Source organism: Microbacterium sp. zg-B185 (genome assembly GCF_030246885.1).
Classification (GTDB): domain Bacteria; phylum Actinomycetota; class Actinomycetes; order Actinomycetales; family Microbacteriaceae; genus Microbacterium.
Map to the genome: position 1 here is coordinate 845,126 of NZ_CP126739.1, position 16,525 is coordinate 861,650.

General features: G+C 70.1%; 13 protein-coding genes. 10 read left to right on the forward strand and 3 right to left on the reverse strand.

Annotation, left to right across the window (positions count from 1 at the left end):
- Positions 1–3: 3 nt before the first annotated feature.
- Positions 4–1,380 (reverse strand): 3-phosphoshikimate 1-carboxyvinyltransferase, encoded by a 1,377-nt coding sequence (aroA, locus tag QNO12_RS03955; RefSeq protein WP_257502864.1) that lies wholly within the window; start codon positions 1,378–1,380, stop codon positions 4–6.
- Positions 1,381–1,446: 66 nt separating this feature from the next.
- Between aroA and QNO12_RS03960 the strand changes: the two genes are divergently transcribed.
- The 3 genes from QNO12_RS03960 to QNO12_RS03970 are packed head-to-tail and all read left to right on the forward strand — an operon-like array spanning position 1,447 to position 3,730.
- A complete protein-coding gene (locus QNO12_RS03960) occupies positions 1,447–2,133 on the forward strand; it encodes a sigma-70 family RNA polymerase sigma factor (RefSeq protein WP_374761034.1) in 687 nt (228 codons plus the stop codon).
- Positions 2,130–2,372, forward strand: coding sequence for a zf-HC2 domain-containing protein (locus QNO12_RS03965; protein ID WP_257502863.1), 243 nt, complete (start codon positions 2,130–2,132; stop codon positions 2,370–2,372). Before QNO12_RS03960 ends, QNO12_RS03965 begins: the two co-directional genes overlap by 4 nt.
- Before the next feature lie 53 nt (positions 2,373–2,425).
- A complete protein-coding gene (locus QNO12_RS03970; protein WP_257502862.1) occupies positions 2,426–3,730 on the forward strand; it encodes a GNAT family N-acetyltransferase in 1,305 nt (434 codons plus the stop codon).
- An 87-nt stretch (positions 3,731–3,817) separates the two neighbouring features.
- Here QNO12_RS03970 and QNO12_RS03975 read toward each other — a convergent pair whose 3' ends face one another.
- Complete coding sequence (locus QNO12_RS03975) at positions 3,818–7,555, reverse strand: multifunctional oxoglutarate decarboxylase/oxoglutarate dehydrogenase thiamine pyrophosphate-binding subunit/dihydrolipoyllysine-residue succinyltransferase subunit (RefSeq protein WP_257502861.1); 3,738 nt, start codon at positions 7,553–7,555, stop codon at positions 3,818–3,820.
- Between the two features lie 174 nt (positions 7,556–7,729).
- Between QNO12_RS03975 and guaB1 the strand changes: the two genes are divergently transcribed.
- From guaB1 to QNO12_RS03990, 3 genes are all read left to right on the forward strand, one after another.
- Positions 7,730–9,187 carry a GMP reductase gene (gene guaB1, locus QNO12_RS03980; protein WP_257502860.1) on the forward strand — a complete coding sequence of 486 codons (1,458 nt, stop codon included), beginning with the start codon at positions 7,730–7,732 and terminating at the stop codon, positions 9,185–9,187.
- A gap of 145 nt (positions 9,188–9,332) precedes the next feature.
- The gene (locus QNO12_RS03985) at positions 9,333–10,667 is read left to right on the forward strand and encodes a hemolysin family protein (RefSeq protein ID WP_257502859.1); all 1,335 of its coding nucleotides are present in this window, start codon (positions 9,333–9,335) and stop codon (positions 10,665–10,667) included.
- A complete protein-coding gene (locus tag QNO12_RS03990) occupies positions 10,664–11,719 on the forward strand; it encodes a hemolysin family protein (RefSeq protein ID WP_257502857.1) in 1,056 nt (351 codons plus the stop codon). The genes QNO12_RS03985 and QNO12_RS03990 overlap by 4 nt, the downstream gene beginning before the upstream one ends.
- 205 nt (positions 11,720–11,924) lie before the next feature.
- On the opposite strand, the gene QNO12_RS03995 is transcribed toward QNO12_RS03990, so the two are convergent.
- The gene (locus QNO12_RS03995) at positions 11,925–12,992 is read right to left on the reverse strand and encodes an NADH:flavin oxidoreductase/NADH oxidase (RefSeq protein WP_257502856.1); all 1,068 of its coding nucleotides are present in this window, start codon (positions 12,990–12,992) and stop codon (positions 11,925–11,927) included.
- Positions 12,993–13,113: 121 nt separating this feature from the next.
- Here QNO12_RS03995 and QNO12_RS04000 point away from each other — a divergent pair, with 121 nt between their 5' ends.
- The 4 genes from QNO12_RS04000 (at position 13,114) to QNO12_RS04015 (ending at position 16,520) form a co-directional block, all read left to right on the forward strand.
- A complete protein-coding gene (locus tag QNO12_RS04000) occupies positions 13,114–13,947 on the forward strand; it encodes an ADP-dependent NAD(P)H-hydrate dehydratase (RefSeq protein ID WP_257502973.1) in 834 nt (277 codons plus the stop codon).
- A gap of 87 nt (positions 13,948–14,034) precedes the next feature.
- Complete coding sequence (locus QNO12_RS04005) at positions 14,035–15,255, forward strand: glycosyltransferase family protein (RefSeq protein WP_257502855.1); 1,221 nt, start codon at positions 14,035–14,037, stop codon at positions 15,253–15,255.
- A gap of 13 nt (positions 15,256–15,268) precedes the next feature.
- On the forward strand, positions 15,269–15,640 hold the full coding sequence (locus tag QNO12_RS04010) for a thiamine-binding protein (RefSeq protein ID WP_257502854.1): 372 nt from the start codon (positions 15,269–15,271) through the stop codon (positions 15,638–15,640).
- Positions 15,641–15,701: 61 nt separating this feature from the next.
- On the forward strand, positions 15,702–16,520 hold the full coding sequence (locus tag QNO12_RS04015; protein WP_257502853.1) for an NUDIX hydrolase: 819 nt from the start codon (positions 15,702–15,704) through the stop codon (positions 16,518–16,520).
- The last annotated feature ends 5 nt before the right edge of the window (positions 16,521–16,525 follow it).

Genomic DNA, 16,525 nt, shown 5'->3' on the forward strand with positions numbered 1-16,525 from the left:
ACCTCAGGAGACCAGATCGTGCAGGGGCTGCGGTCGGGCGTCGTCATCCGGCGAGCCGTCCAGCATCGCCTGCCACAGCCCCGGGAACTCGGGAAGGGTCTTGGCCGTGGTGCCGATGTCGTCGATCTCGACGTCCGGCACGGCCAGCCCGATGAGGGCCCCGGTGGTCGCCAGCCGGTGGTCGTGGTGTGCACGCCAGGTGCCGCCGTGCAGAGGGCGGGGGACGATGCGGATGCCGTCGGGCAGCTCGTGCGCCTCGCCTCCGCGGGCGCGCAGCTCGCTCACGAGCGCTGCGATGCGGTCGGTCTCGTGCCCGCGGATGTGGCCGATCCCGTAGAACGTGCTCGGAGCATCGGCGAACGCGGCGAGCGCGACGAGGGTGGGCGTGAGTTCGCCGGCGGCGGACAGGTCCAGGTCCACACCGGCGATGCCGCTGCCCGCGGTCACCGTGAGCGACCCACCGCGGCGGACCGCACGCGCACCCATCAGCGAGAGGATCTCGGTCAGCATCGCGCCGGGCTGCGTCGAGTGCGCCGGCCAGCCGGTCACCGATATCGAGCCGCCCGCGATCATCGCCGCGGCCAGGAACGGCGCGGCGTTGGAGAGGTCGGGTTCGATCGCGACGTCCTTCGCCCGAACGGGACCAGCCGGCACGACCCACTCGCCCGGGGCGGGGCGCTCGACGTGGACGCCACGGTGGGCCAGGGATTCGATCGTCATGTCGATGTGCGGCATGCTCGGCAGGCGCTCGCCGCGATGGATGAGGTGCAGTCCGACATCGAAGCGGGGAGCAGCCAGCAGCAGACCGGACACGAACTGGCTGGAGGCGCTCGCGTCGACGACGACCTCTCCGCCGCGGACGTGCCCATGGCCGCGCACGATGAACGGCAGGGACCAGTGCCCGCCGTCATCGATGTCCACACCGACATCGCGCAGCGCCTTGATCATCGTTCCCATCGGGCGGTGCAGGGCGCTCTCGTGGGCGGTCAGCGTTACGTCCCCCCGCGCGAAGCCGGCCAGCCCTGCGACGAAGCGCATCACGGTCCCGGCCTGCCCGCAGTCGACCTCAGTGGCTCCCTGCAGCGGCCAGAGGGGGGTGATGACGAGGTCGTCGCCGTACTTGCCGGCGCCCGGGGTTCGCTCGGTCCCGATGCCGAGCGCGCGCAGAGCCGTGATCATCCGGGCCGAGTCGTCGGAGTGCAGGGGCGAGGTCAGGCGGCTCGGGCCGTCGGCCAGCGCCGCGAGGATCAGCTCACGGTTGGTGAGCGACTTCGATCCCGGCACTGTGACGGTCGCCCGCAACGGGCCGTCGGCGGTCGGTGCGGCCCATCGGCCACGCGCCGATGGTTTCGGGGGTTGGGAATACCGGTCACCAGTCATCGGGTTCTACCCTACTGAACCGTTGCGAACAACAAGCCGCGACGTAACCAGCAGAAAGTGGGCCGTATGATCGCCCTGCTCGATCGGCCGGTCGCCGACGACGTTTCCGCGCTCGAGCTGGCCTGGGACCCCGCCGCCGTAGACTTGCGCGTGATGAATGACGAGGCAGAGGACGCCACCGACGCGCGCACCCAGTTCGAGGTGCAGGCGCTTCCTTTCATGGATCAGCTCTACGCGGCGGCGATGCGGATGACCCGCAACCCCGCAGACGCGGCCGACCTCGTGCAGGAGACGTTCGTGAAGGCGTTCGGATCCTGGGCGACGTTCACCCAGGGCACCAACCTGAAGGCGTGGCTGTACCGCATCCTCACCAACACCTACATCAACATCTATCGCAAACGGCAGCGCGAGCCCTACCAGGGCACGATCGACGAGCTCGAGGACTGGCAGCTGGGCGGGGCGGAATCGACCACCGCGACCAGCAGCAGGTCGGCCGAGGCTGAGGCGATAGACCGGATGCCGGCATCCGTGGTGAAGGATGCGCTGCAGGCGATCCCCGAGGACTTCCGGTTGGCGGTGTACCTTGCGGATGTCGAGGGCTTCGCGTACCAGGAGATCGCCGACATCATGAAGACACCCATCGGCACGGTCATGAGCCGCCTGCATCGTGGCAGGCGGATGCTTCGTGAACTGCTGGCGGACTATGCGGCCGAGCGCGGGATCAGCGCAGCCGCGACAGGGAGCAGGAAATGACCGACTGCGGCTGTGAGAAGGCCCGACGCGACCTGGAGGAGTACCTCCGACACGAGGTGTGCAAGACATCGCAGAGCGACATCGCCCAGCATCTGGAGAACTGCCCCAGCTGCCGGGACGAGGCGCTCGTATCCCGCACCCTGACCGAAGTGGTCGCGCGTGCCTGCAAGGAGACCGCTCCTGAGGAGCTGCGCGATCAGGTGCTCAGCCGCTTGCGCGCGGCGCAGGCCACCCACTGAGGCAGGCGGCACCCGCTACCTCGCCGTGTCCGGCGGCTGGGTAATCTGGGCTCATGGTTGCCCGCGACTGGAAGAACGCCCCTGCCGACCCCGCAGCAGTCGCCGCCGTCGCGGCGACGGGTCTCGAATACCGCGTGATCGACACCGCCGATGCAGCGGTGTTCGACCCGTATCTGCAGGCCGAGACGCGAGGATTCCTCTCCGGTGAGCAGAGCGAGGAGCAGTTGGGCGGATCCCGCGAGGGTCTGGCCTTCCGCCGTTTCACGGGTGTCTACGATCCGGCTGCGCTCGACACGTCCCAGCCGGTCGGGACCGTCAATTCCTGGGTCACCGAGATGAGCATGCCCGGCCGTCGCGGCATCCCGACGTGGGCGATCAGCGGCGTCACCGTCGCCCCCACGCACCGCCGCAAGGGCATCGCACGCGCCATGCTGGAGGGCGAGCTGCGCACCGCCGCCGACCTCGGGCTGCCCCTCGCCGGGCTCACGGTGTCCGAGGCGACCATCTACGGGCGCTTCGGCTTCTCGCCCGCGACCTTCGCCACCGACTGGTCGATCGAGACGAAGCGGGCGATCTGGGCCGGTCCGCGACCGGAGGGTCGCTTGGACTTCGTGGACCGGGAGCGCCTGCGTGACATGCTCGGCGAGGTCCACGACCGGGTGCGCCTGGCCCGTCCCGGTGAGATCGAGGGATGGCCGGGGCTGTGGCGTCGCATGTCGGGGACGGCGCCGGGACAGGAGAACGCCCACAAGGTGCGCGGTGTGCGATATGCCGATGCCACCGGCGCCACCCGGGGGGTCGCGGTCTACCGCCTCTCGGACGAGGGAGCGGACTTCACCAAGCACGAGCTCGAACTGCACCAGCTGGTCGGTGAGACCCCGGACGCGTACGCGGCGCTGTGGCGGTTCATCCTGGAGCATGACCTGGTATCGGTCGTGAAGGCCTCGCTGCTGTCGGTGGACGAGCCGCTGAGGTGGATGATCGCCGACCAGCGCGGCGCGAAAGTCGAGACGTCCGAGCACGGGTGGCTGCGCATCCTCGACGTGCCGGCCGTCCTGACCGCCCGGACCTACGCCGCCCCCGGCTCCTTCGTGCTGCGCGTCACCGATCCGCTCGGATTCGCGGACGGCAGCTGGCGGCTCGAGATCGACGACACGGGGAACGCGACCGCCGTCGCGGCCGATGCGTCGCCGGACCTCACGCTGTCGGTCAACTCGCTCTCGTCGCTCCTGCTGGGCGGCGTGCGGGCCGCCACGCTTGCCGCGGCCGGACTGGTGGACGCGCGGCCGGCGGCGCTCGCCGCGTTCGAGGCGGCGTTCACCGCCCCGGCATCGCCGTACTTGAGCCTCTGGTACTGACCCTGCGTCCGGGGCGCCTCGGCCCGGACGACGAAAAGCGGATGCCGCGGGAACTGCTCCCCGCGGCATCCGCTCGTCGACACACGCTCAGACGGTGAGAGCCCGCTTCAGGATCTCCGCCTGCTCGCGGGCGTGCACCTTCGGCGACCCGGTCGCCGTCGATGCCGCCGATGCCCGTGAGATGCGCGCGATCGTGCGCCCGTGCAGGTGCTTGACGACCTCGAGGGCGATGAACGGCCACGCGCCCTGGTTCTCCGGCTCGTCCTGCACCCAGAACAGCTCCGCGTCGGGGTAGCTGTCCAGAACCGCGTTGAGCTCTTCGATCGGGGCGGGGTAGTACTGCTCCAGGCGCACCAGGGCGACCTGCGGGTTGGGGTTCTTCTCCAGCTCCGCCTTGAGGTCCCAGTGGATCTTGCCGGCGTGCAGCAGCACGCGCTTGACGGCCTTGCGGTCCAGATCGCGCGAGTCATCCAGCACGGGTTCGAACTTTCCGGTGAGGAAGTCATCCACGCTGCTGGTCGCACCGCGCAGGCGCAGCATCGCCTTCGGGGTGAACACGATCAGCGGACGCCGCGGACGGGCGTACGCCTGCCGGCGCAGCAGGTGGAAATACGATGCCGGCGTCGACGGGCGCGCGACGATCATGTTGTCCTGCGCGCACATCTGCAGGTAGCGCTCGATGCGCGCCGACGAGTGGTCGGGCCCCTGCCCCTCGTAGCCGTGGGGGAGCAGCAGCACGACGCTCGACTGCTGGCCCCACTTCTGGTCTGCGGACGAGATGAACTCGTCGATCACGGACTGGGCGCCGTTGGCGAAGTCGCCGAACTGCGCCTCCCAGAGCACCAGCGCATCTGCGCGCTCCACCGAATAGCCGTATTCGAACGCCATCGCCGCGTACTCGCTGAGCAGCGAGTCATACACCCAGAAGCGGCCCTGGTTGTCGCTCAGATTGGCCAGCGGGATCCACTCCTGGCCGTTGGCGCGATCGTGCAGCACCGAGTGGCGCTGCACGAACGTGCCGCGGCGCGAGTCCTGACCGGCCAGGCGCACCGAGGTGCCCTCGAGCAGCAGCGAGCCGAACGCCAGCAGCTCGGAGAAGCCCCAGTCGATCGAGCCGTTGCGGCTCATGTCCAGGCGCTTCTCCAGCAGTTGCTGCAGCTTCGTGTGCACGGTGAAGCCGTCGGGCTTGTTCACGAACGCATCGCCGATCATCTGAACGACCTCGCGGGACACGCCCGTCGTCTCCGGAGCCCCGACGGCGGGTTCGAGGATCGCCTCCGTGACGATCGGCGAGGTGCCCGTCTCAGCCGCGTGCGTCTCGGCGAATGCGACCTCCAGACCGTCCTGGAAGTCGCGCTTGGCCTGCTCGTACTCCTCTTCGGTGATGTCGCCGCGGCCGACCAGGGCTTCGACGTACAGGCGGCGGACCGAGCGCTTCGCCTCGATGAGGTTGGTCATCAGCGGCTGCGTCATCGAGGGGTCGTCTCCCTCGTTGTGACCGCGGCGGCGGTAGCAGACGAGGTCTATCACGACGTCGCGGTGCCAGCGCTGACGGTACGCGAAGGCGAGCTGCGACACGCGGACCACGGCTTCGGGGTCGTCGCCGTTCACGTGGAAGATCGGGGCCTGGATGGTCTTGGCCACGTCCGTGGCGTACACGGAGGTGCGGGCGTCCTGCGGCACGGTCGTGAACCCGACCTGGTTGTTGACCACGACGTGGATGGTGCCGCCGGTGCGGAACCCGCGCAGCTGCGACATCTGCAGCGTCTCGACGACCACGCCCTGGCCGGCGAAGGCCGCGTCCCCGTGGACGAGGATCGGAAGCCAGGAGAACGAGCCGATCGGCTTGCGATCCTGCTTGGCCCGCACGATGCCCTCGAGCACGCCGTCGACGGTCTCCAGGTGGGACGGGTTGGCCGCGAGGTAGACCGGCAGCTCTTCGCCGCGGTCATCCACGAACGTGCCCTCGGTGCCGAGGTGGTACTTCACGTCGCCGGAGCCGCTCTTGCTGCCGACGGCGACCGAACCCTCGAACTCGCGGAACACCTGGCCGTACGTCTTGCCGGCGATGTTGGTGAGCACGTTCAGCCGCCCGCGGTGGGCCATGCCGATCGCGGTGCCGTCCAGCCCGGCATCCGCCGCGCCCTGCAGGATCTCATCCAGCAGCGGGATGAGGGACTCGCCGCCCTCGAGGCTGAAGCGCTTCTGGCCGACGTACTTCGTCTGCAGGAACGTCTCGAATGCCTCGGCCTGGTTCAGCTTGCTCAGGATGCGCAGCTGCTCGTCGTGACCGGGCTTCTGGTACTTCAGCTCGACGTTCTCCTGGAACCAGCGGCGCTGCTCCGGGTCCTGGATGTGCATGTACTCGATGCCGATGGTGCGGCAGTACGAGTCGCGCAGCACACCGAGGATGTCGCGCAGCTTCATCTGACGCTTGCCGCCGAATCCGCCGGTGACGAAGTAGCGGTCCAGGTCCCAGAAGGTCAGACCGTGCTGCTCGATCTCCAGGTCGGGGTGCGTGCGCTGCACGTACTCGAGCGGGTCGATGTCGGCCATCAGGTGGCCGCGGACGCGGAAGGAATTGATCAGCTCCTGCACCCGGGCGGTCTTGTCGACCCGCTCGGCCACATCCACGTTGATGTCCGCCGCCCACCGGATGGGAGCGTACGGGATGCGCAGCGCGGCGAAGATGTCCTCGTAGAAGTCGCGCTGCCCGATGAGCAGCTCGTGCACCTTCTTGAGGAACTCGCCCGACCCTGCGCCCTGGATGACGCGGTGGTCGTACGTGCTGGTGAGGGTGATCGTCTTGCCGATCGCCAGCTCGTTCAGAGTCTTGTCGCTGGAACCCTGGAACTCGGCCGGGTACTCCAGCGCGCCGGCGCCGATGATGGCGCCCTGCCCCTTCATCAGGCGCGGCACGGAGTGGACCGTGCCGATCCCGCCCGGGTTGGTCAGCGAAATGGTGGTGCCCTGGAAATCGGCGGCGGTCAGCTTGTTGCCGCGCGCGCGGGTGATCAGGTCCTCGTACGAGACGAGATACTCGCTGAAGGTGAGCGTGTCGGCGCGCTTGATGCTCGGCACCAGCAGCGCGCGCGTGCCATCCGGCTTGGGCAGATCGATGGCGATGCCGAGGTTGATGTGGGCGGGGGCGACCACGGACCGTTTGCCGTCGATCTCCGCGTAGAAGACGTTCTGGCTCGGGAACTCCTTCAGCGCCCGGATCAGCGCCCAGCCGATGAGGTGCGTGAAGCTGATCTTGCCGCCGCGCGTGCGGGACATGTGGTTGTTGATGACGATGCGGTTGTCGATCATCAGCTTCGCCGGGATGGTGCGGACGCTGGTCGCGGTCGGGACGGTCAGAGACTCGTCCATGTTCACGGCGAGGGTCTTGGTCATGCCCTTGAGCACGGTGACCTTGTCGGCTTCGGGGTTCTCCGTCGTGGCGGACGGGGCCACCGCGGGCGCCTGCGCCGGGATCGGCTGCGGCGCCGCCGGCCGTGCGGTGGTGCGGGCCACCGGCTGTGCACCCAGCACGGGAATCGGAGCGGTCACCGGGTGCGGGTCCTCGGCCGGGGCGGACGGTGCTGCGGAAGGCTGCGTCGGCGCAGCAGGCGCACCGTCACCGGTCGTCCCCGGAGCGGTGGTCCCAGGCCCGTCCGTCGCCGTCGTGTCCACGGGGTGATAGGCCTCGAGGATCGGCCACCACGCCTTGTCCACTGAGTTCTTATCCACCTTGAACTGCTCGTAGAGTTCGTCGACGAGCCATTCGTTGGCTCCGAACTCTCCCTCGCTCGACACTCCGACGCCCGTGATCTGGCTCGACACGCTCGATCGCCCGCTTTCATGAGACTTTTGAGAGCGTGCGGGGCGCTTGAATTGCCCACACGCACGACTGTTAAGCCTAACTCAGTCTGGTGTGGCCGTCCCCGGAGGGGAAGGGGGCAGGGGAACACGATTGCTCATCCTTATCCGCACAGCAAGAGTCACTACCCTTTCGGTATGGAGTTCTACGGTGAACAGCCCGAAGTGGACCTGACCTATTCGGACGTGTTCCTGGTGCCACGCCACTCGTCCATCACGAGCAGGCTGGATGTGGATCTCTCCCCCGGAGACGGAACGACCGCGACGATTCCGCTCGTCTCGGCGAACATGAACTCGGTCACGGGGGCACGACTGGCCGCGACGCTGGCCCGCCGCGGCGGGTTGGGCGTGCTGCCTCAGGACATGCCCCTGCAGGAGCTGGATGCCGCGATCCGCTGGGTCAAGGGTCAGCCGGTCCGCTGGGACACCCCGCTCGTGCTGCCACCCGACGCCACCGTCGCCGACGCGCTCCGGCTCCTGCCCGCGACCGAGGGCCACGGCATCGTCGTGGCGGAGGCTTCGGCCGGGCCGGTGAACATCGACGCCGTCCTCGGCGTCGTGCCCGCGACACGCCTGGGCACAGCCCTGTCCGATGCGCGCCTGGGTGACCTGGCGCGCAGTCGGACGGCATCCATCGACGCGGACGATGTGGAAAGCGACCGCCACGCCTTCGACCTTCTCGTCGCCGCCGACGCCGAGACGGTCTGCGTCCTGCATCACGGCTTCGTGGTCGGCACCCTCTCCCGGCGCAGCGCGCTGCGCTCCACCCTGTACCGCGCCGCGGTGGACTCCGCCGGACGCCTCAGCGTCGCGGCAGCGGTCGGGATCAACGGCGACGTGGCCGCGAAGGCGAAAGCGCTCGTCGCCGCAGGAGTCGACGTGCTGGTCGTGGACACCGCCCACGGCCACCAGGAGGGGATGCTGGAGGCGCTGCGCACCGTCGCCGGCCTGGATCTGGGCATCCCGATCGCGGCCGGCAACGTCGTCACGGCCGAGGGGGTGACCGATCTGGTCCGATCCGGGGCGGACATCCTCAAGGTCGGCGTCGGTCCCGGCGCCATGTGCACCACCCGCATGATGACGGCCGTGGGTCGTCCGCAGTTCTCCGCCGTGCTGGAGACCGCGGAGGCGGCCCGGATGCTGGGTGCGTCGGTATGGGCGGACGGAGGCGTGCGCTACCCGCGCGACGTCGCCCTGGCGCTGGCTGCGGGGGCGGCATCCGTCATGATCGGCTCATGGTTCGCCGGCACGATCGAGTCGCCCGGCGAACTGCAGGTCGATGAGGCCGGACGCGCCTACAAGGAGTCGTGGGGGATGGCCTCGACCAAGGCCGTGCACGCCCGGTTCGGCCGGATGGATCCGTACGACCTGGCGCGCAAGGAGCTGTTCGCCGAGGGCATCTCCTCCTCGAAGATCTACCTGGACCCGCTTCGTCCCGGCTTGGAGGACCTGATCGACATGATCACCTCGGGCGTGCGTTCGTCCTTCACCTACGCCGGTGCCGCGTCGGTGGCCGAGTTCCACGAGCGTGCACGTGTCGGGCTGCAGTCCGCCGCCGGCTACGAAGAGGGCAAGGCACTGCCGGTCAGCTGGTGACTGCGGCCTCGGACAAGCCGGCGGCGGCGCTCACGTGGACGTGATCCGCACGACTGCTCTGCCGTAGACTGACCGGCACGATGGACGACCCCCCCAGTAGACGCTCGCCCCACTGCCAGCCTTCCTCTCCGGGGGGTGATGCGTGATGGAGTACGTCATGCTGGGCGTGGGGCTCCTGCTCACGGTCGGGACCGGCCTGTTCGTCGCAAGCGAGTTCGCGCTCGTCAATCTGGATCGTGCGGATCTCGAGGCACGCCGCGACGCCGGCGAGACCCGCCTGGCGCTGACCATCAGCGCGCTGCGGATCACCTCCACGCACCTCTCCAGCGCGCAGCTGGGCATCACGCTGACCACGCTGCTGACCGGCTACGCGATGGAGCCGGCGATCTCCAGCCTGCTCAGGCCGGTGTTCGCGGCATGGGGATGGCCCGAGGGTGTGGCAGCGCCGCTGGCCGTGTTCGTGGGGATCACGATCGCGACGATCCTGTCGATGATCCTGGGCGAGCTGATCCCGAAGAACTTCGCGCTGGCCGTTCCGCGCCAGACGGCCAAGCTCGTGATGCCGTTCCAGGTCGGCTTCACGATGGTGTTCCGTCCGGCGATCGCGTTGCTCAACGGCAGCGCCAACGGCGTGCTGCGCCTCATCGGCGTCGAACCGAAAGAAGAGCTCTCCGGCGCCCGCACGGCTGAGGAGCTCTCCAGCCTGGTGCGCCGTTCGGCGCTTGCGGGCGTCCTCGAGGAGGACACCGCATCCCTTCTGGATCGCAGCCTCAGGTTCGCCCGGCTCACGGCCGCGGACGTGATGACCCCGCGGCCGAGCATCCACGCGCTGTCCGCGGAGGACTCGGCGGAGGATGTCATCCAGCTCGCCCGCCGCACCGGACACAGCCGCTTCCCGGTGTACGAGGAGTCGATGGACGACATCGTCGGCATCGTTCACCTGAAGGCCGCGGTCGGCGTTCCCCGCGACCGCCGCCGCGACGTTCCGGCAGCGGCGCTGGCGACCGAGCCGCTGCGCGTGCCGGAGGCCGTGCACCTGGACACCCTGGTGTCCGAGCTGCGGGCGCGGGGCTATCAGATGGCGATCGTGGTGGACGAGTACGGCGGCACCGCCGGGGTGGTCACCCTCGAAGATCTCGTCGAGGAGATCGTGGGCGAGGTGCTCGACGAGCACGACCGTCGCCGCGCCGGCATCATCCGCGGCGAGGGATCCCTCAGCTTCCCGGGCGATCTGCGCCCCGATGAGGTGCGCGATCGCACCGGCATCCGCATTCCGGAAGGCGATGTGTACGACACCGTGGGCGGGTACATCATGAGCGTCCTGGAGCGCATCCCTGTGGTGGGCGACAAGATCCAGATCGATGACGGCACGCTGGATGTGCAGCGGATGGACGGACGCCGGGTCGACCGGGTCCGCTTCACCCACACTCCGGCCGCCGAACCGGCGCAGGATGCCGCGGGGCGGGGTGAGCGCTCATGAACGACTGGGCCGGAATCGCGTGGCTGTTCGTGCTGCTGGCGTTCAACGCCTTCTTCGTCGGAGCCGAGTTCGCCGTCATCTCGGCGCGCCGATCGCAGATCGAGCCGCTCGCCGAGAAGGGCTCCCGCTCGGCCAAGACTGCGCTGTACGCGATGGAGCACGCGACGCTCATGCTGGCGACCAGCCAGCTGGGCATCACGATCTGCTCGCTGCTGATCCTGAACGTCTCCGAACCGGCGATCCACCACCTCCTGGCCGAGCCGCTGGGGCTGACCGGCCTGGGCGAGGCGATGGTGGACACGATCGCGTTCCTCATCGCGCTGCTGCTGGTGTCCTACTTGCACGTCGTGTTCGGCGAGATGGTGCCCAAGAACCTCGCGTTCTCGGTGCCCGATCGGGCCGTGCTCATGCTGGCGACGCCGCTGGTGTGGGTCTCGCGCGTCTTCCACCCCGTCATCGTGGCGCTGAACTGGATCGCGAACCACGCCGTGCGCCTGTTCGGGGTCGTGCCTCGCAATGAGGCGGCCTCGACGTTCACGCTGGACGAGGTGACCACGATCGTGAACCAGTCCCGGATCGAGGGTGTGCTGGACGACGCGGCCGGTACCGTCTCGGCGGCGCTGGAGTTCACCGACAAGAGGGCCAAGGAGATCGCGGTCCCGCTCACACAGCTGGTGACCCTGCCCGTGTCGGTGACGCCCGACGAGATCGAACGATCCGTCGCCAAGCACGGATTCTCGCGGTACGTGATCGTGGACGCCGCCGGCATCCCGATCGGGTACGTGCACCTGAAGGACATCCTGCGCGCCGCCGAAGGCCCGGATGCGGCGGCCGACATCGCCCAGCCGATCCCGAGAAGGCGCATCCACCAGATGGTGCCCGTGCTGGAGACGACCGACCTCGAGGACGCGCTCGCGCTCATGCGTCGCGCCGGGCGCCACCTCGCACAGGTGCGCAACGCGGCGGGCGAGACGACGGCGGTGCTGTTCCTGGAGGACATCATCGAGGAGCTCATCGGAGAAGTGCAGGACGCGACCCGACGCCGTCGCTGACTCCGCCGAGCGCACGGCTTTCCGCCCAGCGCACGGCTTCTCGCCGCCGCCAGGTCGTGCGCTCGGCGCCGGGTCGTGCGCTCGGCGCCGGGTCGTGCGCTCGGCGCCGGGTCGTGCGCTCGGCGCCGGGTCGTGCGCTCGGCGCCGGGTCGTGCGCTCGGCGCCAGGTCGTGGCTCGCGGAGGAGCCTCGACGTCCGGGACGGGTCAGGCCACGCGGGCGCGCAGGTACTGCTTCGGCCAGTAGTCGATCTCGACACCGAGCTCGCCCGCGGCCCGCAGCGCGAAGTGCGGATCGCGCAGCCACTCGCGCCCCGCCATGACCGCATCGGCATCGCCGGCGGTGAGCACGTCCTCCGCCTGCGCGGCGTCGGTGATCAGGCCCACCGCGCTTACCGGGACCCCGGCGCCGCGGCGGACGTGCGCGGCGAAGCCGACCTGATACCCCGGCGCGGTGAGGACCTTCTGATGCGCGACAAGTCCGCCGCTGGAGATGTCGAAGAAGTCCGCCCCGCGCTCGGCAGCCCACGCCGCGACCGTGGTGGTCTCCGCGACGTCCCAGCCGCCCTCCGCCCAGTCCGACGCCGAGAAGCGGACGAAGATGGGCGCGTCGGGCGCGGCATCCCGTACCCTCTCGACGATGCGAAGCAGCAGCCGGGCGCGGTCCGGCAGCGGACCGCCGTACTCATCCGCGCGGAGGTTGGACAGCGGCGAGAGGAACTGGTGCAGCAGGTAGCCGTGGGCGGCATGGATCTCCAGGACCTGGAACCCGGCCTGCACGGCGCGTCGCGCGGCCGCCGCGAAGTCCTCGACGACGGCGTCGATCGCGGCGGTGTCCATGGCGTGCGGGGCGGCGAACCCGTCGAACGCGATCGCCGAGGGCGCCACGGTCGGCCAGCCGCCGGCATCGTGCGGCACCGAGCCGCGGTGGCCCGACAGCGGGGACCAGGTCGAGGCCTTCCGCCCGGCGTGGGCGAGCTGCACCCCGGCGAGGGCTCCGCGGGCCCGGATCGCGGAGACGATCGGAGCCCACGCGTCGCGCTGCGCGTCGTTCCACAGCCCGGTGTCATCGGGCGAGATGCGTCCCTCGGCCGAGACAGCGGTGGCCTCGGCCATGACGATGCCGGCCCCGCCGGAGGCGAACTGGGCCAGATGGGTGTGATGCCACTCCTGCGGTACTCCCGCGACGGCGCTGTACTGGCACATCGGCGCGACCCACAGGCGGTTGCGGGCGGTGAGACCGCGCAGGGGCAGGGGGGAGAAGAGCAGGCTCATCGAGGAACTCCAACGCGGGTAGGGTGTGGGCATGTCCGGTGCCGACGTGTTTCGTTCCGGCACGGCAGGTGCCGACGTGTCTCGTTCGGCGACGTCCGGATCCGGGGCGTCCCACTCGAGCATGGTCCATCCGTGGACGGTGCAGGACACCGCCGTCGTGCTACGGAGACCAACCGTTGACGATGACAAGTATTCCCGCGGCGTCCTGGGCGTGCGCACCGGATCCGACGCCTATCCCGGCGCGGCCGTGCTCGGTGTCGAGGCCGCGTGGCGCACCGGCCTGGGCATGGTGCGCTACCTCGGGCCGGCCGTGCCCACCTCGCTCGTGCTGCAGCGGCGTCCCGAGACCGTCACCGCCGACGGACGCGTCCAGGCATGGCTGATCGGATCCGGTACGGATGCGGCGGTCAGATCGGATGCCGAGACGGAGGCGCTGCGCGGCATCCTCTCCTCGTCGCTGCCCGTGATCGCCGACGCCGGTGCCCTGGATCTGGTGCCCGGCGCGACGGGTCCGCTGATCGTGACCCCGCACGCCCGGGAGCATGCGCGTCTGCGCGCGGCGCTGCGCCTGTCCGAGGTCGCTCCGGCGGATGAGGGCGCACGCGCCGAGGCCGCCGCGGAGACGGCCGGGGCGCTGGGGGCCACGGTGGTCCTGAAGGGTGCGGTCACGATCGTGGCCGCACCGGGCGGGTCTGTCACAGCAGTCTCGGCCGGCACGCCGTGGCTTTCCACCGCGGGTACCGGCGACGTCCTGGCCGGCGCCATCGGCGCGCTCGTGGCCGGCGCGCGATCCGCCGACGATCTCAGCGCACTCGCGGCGGCCGCAGTGTGGCTGCACGGCCGCGCGGCGACCTTGGCCGCCGACGATCTGGGCCCGCTGGGCGGGCCGGTCACCGCGATGGATGTCGCGGCGGCTCTGCCGCGCGCGGTGGCGGAGGCGCTGTCGGCACCCTGAGCGCCGACGTGCGGAACCGGCCGAGCCGGAACCGGCCGAGCCGGAACCGGCCGGGGAGTGCTGCGCACGCCCGCCTAGAATCGACAGGTGTCGAGACGCGCGGTGCTGTGGATCGGGTTCGCGATCGTCCATCTCGTCGTCGGCGTCCTCGGCTTCGTCCTCCCCGGCCAGGCGATGGGCGATGTGACCAACGTGTACGGCCCGTGGTCCGCTGCCGCGATGGAGGGCCGGGGGATCGTCGGGATCACCGAGGCCTGGGTCTACCCGCAGCTCGCGCTGGTGCCGATGTTCCTCGCGCAGGGGTTCACGTGGGTCGCGGGCTACGAGGTCGCGTGGGCGATCCTGGTCACGATCTGCGACACGCTGGCCTTCGCTCTGCTGGTGGGCAACGGCCGCGCCCGCGGAAGGATCGCGGGGGCATGGTTCTGGCTGGCGTTCATCCTGCTCCTCGGCCCCGTCGGCATGTACCGGCTCGAGGGGGTGACCGTCGCACTGTCCGTGACGGGCTGCCTCTGGCTGATCCGGCGTCCCTGGCTCGCGTCGATCCTGCTGGCGGTCGCGACGTGGATCAAGGTCTGGCCGGCTGCGCTGCTGGTCGCGGCGCTGATCGCCGTCCGGCAGCGCCTCGCCGTCATCGGCGGGGCGCTGATCGTGTCCGCCGCCACCCTGATCGCCGTGGTCGCGTCCGGAGGCGGACGCTACGTGTTCGGCTTCATCACCGGCCAGACCGACCGCGGACTGCAGCTCGAGGCGCCGGTCAGCGCCTACTACCTGTGGCGCGCGGTGCTGGGCATCCCTGGCTCGTTCATCTACTACGACCGCGACCTGCTCACCTTCCAGGTGGCCGGTCCGCACGTCGAGGCGGTGATCGCCGTGATGACGCCGCTGCTGATGATCGCCGTGCTCGGCGTGGCGGCGCTGGGCGCGTACAAGGCCTGGCGCGGCGCATCCTTCCTCAGACTGTTCCCGCCCCTGGCGCTGTCCCTCGTCCTGGCGTTCGTCGTGTTCAACAAGGTCGGATCGCCGCAGTACATCGCGTGGATCATCGCGCCGCTGGTGATCGGCCTGGTCGTGGACCGCGGTCGCTGGTGGGCCCCCGCCTGGCTCGGCCTGGGCATCGCCTTGCTGACCCAGCTGGTCTATCCGGTGATGTACTGGGCTCTGCTGAACGCCGGCGCGATCCCGACCGCGGTCCTGACCCTTCGCAACGCGCTCCTGGTCGTGCTCCTGGTGTGGATGACCGTCCGCCTCGCGCGCGTTCCCGAGCGCGCCCGCGCTCGTCTGCCCCTCGCCGTCCCGCTCGCCTGATCCGGAGGTCCTCATGCTCGTCGCCTTCTCCGTCGCTCCCAGCGGCGCACCCTCGGTCGCCCCGCGTGGCTCCGCTGAGCCGACCGGCCCCGCGCCCGCAGACGCCTCGGTCCACGACGCCGTGGCCGCGGCCGTCCGGATCGTGCGCGAGTCGGGACTGCCGCACCGGACCACCTCGATGTTCACAGAGCTCGAGGGGGAGTGGGACGAGGTCTTCGACGTGGTCAAACGTGCCACCGAGGCGGTGCTGCCGTTCGGTTCGCGTGTCTCGCTGGTGTTGAAAGCGGACATCCGTCCCGGCTTCAGCGGAGAGATCGACGGCAAGATCGAGCGTCTGGAACGCGCACTGGACACACCCGGGGACAGCGACGTCGAAGCGGTCTGACGCTCAGCGCACCGCACGTCCGCAGCCGCAGCCGCACGATCGATCGCCCTAGGCTGGTCGGATGCCAGAGCCGACATCCTCCGACCGCGCCGTCCAGGCCCTGGAGGACGTGACCGCGGACACGCGTCCGCGGCTGCCCGGTGACGGAACCGATCCGCACGTCCCGGTCGCCGCGACCGTGGTGATCGTCCGGGATCGGCCGGCCGGACCCGAGATCCTGATGATCGAGCGACCCGACCGCGGCTCGTTCGCCGGGGCGTGGGTCTTCCCGGGCGGCAAGCTGGAGGACGCCGATCGAGCGGCTGCGCACGCTCTGCCGAGCCGCCCCACTGCGTGGCGCCCGCGGCCGGTCGCGGACGAGGGCACCCTGCGCGCCACGGCGGACGAACTGGCCGCCGCCCATCATGCCGGCGCGCGGGAGACCGAGGAGGAGACCGGCCTGCGGGTGGATGCCGCGTCCCTCGTGGCCCTGTCCTGCTGGGATCCGCCGCCGGGGATCGCGCTGCGCATCAGGACATGGTTCTTCCTCGCCCTCGATCCCGGGGGTGCACTCACCCTGGCACCGGACGAGGTCGCGAACGCCCGGTGGGTTCAGCCGGCCGAGATGCTGGACCGCCACGGCCGCGGAGAGGTGACGCTGTACCCGCCGACGTGGGTGACGCTGTACGAACTGGCAGCGCAGCCGGATGCGGCCGCCATGCTCGGGATGGCCCGGATGAGCGGCATCCGCCGATTCGAGACCGTCGCGCGACGCGGTGGCGAGGGCCCCATGCTGCTCTGGCAGGGCGACGCGGCCTACCACGACGCAATGGGCGACGCGCCATCCCGGCACCGTCTGGAGATGGCCGCGCTGCCCTGGATCTACACGCGCACCGACTGATCCGG